This is a genomic window from Pseudomonadota bacterium, from assembly GCA_034189865.1.
In the GTDB taxonomy this organism is placed as follows: Bacteria; Pseudomonadota; Gammaproteobacteria; order UBA5335; family UBA5335; genus JAXHTV01.
The window spans coordinates 1-1,583 of record JAXHTV010000072.1; the positions used below are offsets into that span (position 1 = coordinate 1).

Genomic DNA, 1,583 nt, shown 5'->3' on the forward strand with positions numbered 1-1,583 from the left:
CGCGCGTGGTCTTTTCGAACGAAAGATAGTGATACAAACGAATAAACGCTTCGTCCAGACGGCCCGATTCCTCGCCGACGCGAATGATGCTGATAAAGATCGGTGAAAATACGGCGGGATGGCGGGCCAGAGAACCTGCCAAGTCCCGCCCGGATTCCAGACTGTCGCTGACTTCCTGCAGGGTGTTGAGCATCACCGGGTTACGGACGGACTCCGCCAGCGCGCTCAATGCGCGAATTATGGGAATACCGGCGCGCATCAAAGTGTGCATCTGGCGGCAAAACAGCATCAGATCGACCAAATCCGGGGGCTGAGCCGCCAGTGAGCCGCGAAGCGTCTGTAGCCATTCGGAACCACCCTGGGCCGGTACAATCTCCACCGGCGTGATACCACTGTTGATGAGTTGTCCGGCCAAGGCATCGGCACTCTCGGCCTCGACCTCGCCGCTGAGGGCTTGCCCCCGGCGGTCACGACCTTTGTACTTAAAACGCACCACGCGCGCCCCCTGCCTTAGCCTTGCGTGACAACGGAGGCCGGCGCCGCGATATCAAAGGATTCGTCCACGCCACCGGTCGCCCGGATCACTTCCGCCAACGAAGTCACGCCACGCGCCGCGTATTGCAAGCCCACCTGCGCGAGGGACACGAAATCGGGGCTGGCCAGCGCCGCTTGCTCAAAGGCCGCACCGTCGTCGCGCCGCAAGGCATCGGTCATGGCGCGATCCATTTCCAACAACTCGTAAACGCCCACCCGCCCCCGGTACCCGGTGTTATTGCAGTAGGCACACCCCACTCCGGTCATGAGTGCCAGGCGGTCGGCGTCCGCCTTCAACAAATCCCGCAGCCACGCGCGCTCGCCGGGCGTGGGCTCATAGGGCCGTTGGCAACTGTCGCAGACCCGTCGCAACAGGCGCTGGGCGATGACCCCCTCCAGCGCGGTGGCCACCATATACCCCGGTACGCCCATGTCGATCAGGCGATTGACCGTGGAAACGGCGTCATTGGTGTGCAGGGTCGAGAACACCAAGTGTCCCGTCATGGCGGCCCGCAAGGCGATCTCGGCCGTCTCTTGATCACGCATCTCGCCAATCATGACCACGTCGGGGTCTTGACGCAGAACCGCTCTCAGAACCCGAGCGAACGTTAAATCGATTTTGGGATTTACCTGAACCTGGTTGATCCGCGTCAGGCGATACTCCACGGGATCTTCCACTGTGATGATTTTCGTCTGCGGGTCGTTGATTTCGTTCAGCGCCGAATACAGGGTGGTGGTCTTACCGCTTCCTGTGGGCCCGGTCACCAGGACCAGGCCATGCGGCCGCTTCATCAGCCGGCGATATCGTTCGCTCACCCCGGGCGGCATACCCAGTTGATCGACCGACAAGATATTCCCCGTCTGGTCCAACAACCGCATGACCACCGACTCACCACCTTGGATCGGCAGCGTGGACAAGCGGACGTCAACATGGTGGTCTTTGACGAGAACCTGGAAGCGTCCGTCTTGGGGAAGCCGCTTTTCGGAAATATCTAAACCCGACATAAGCTTCAAACGCGTGATCAACGCGCTAGCCACACGCTTTTCTT

At 60.8% G+C, this 1,583-nt stretch carries 2 protein-coding genes; both read right to left on the reverse strand.

Translation table 11 applies throughout. The features are described from left to right. On the reverse strand, nucleotides 1–496 hold a 496-nt coding region (locus tag SVU69_13785; protein MDY6944068.1), incomplete at its 3' end, for a type II secretion system F family protein. A 14-nt stretch (nucleotides 497–510) separates the two neighbouring features. Next, nucleotides 511–1,583 (reverse strand): GspE/PulE family protein (locus tag SVU69_13790; GenBank protein MDY6944069.1); only part of this gene is annotated, 1,073 nt, incomplete at its 5' end.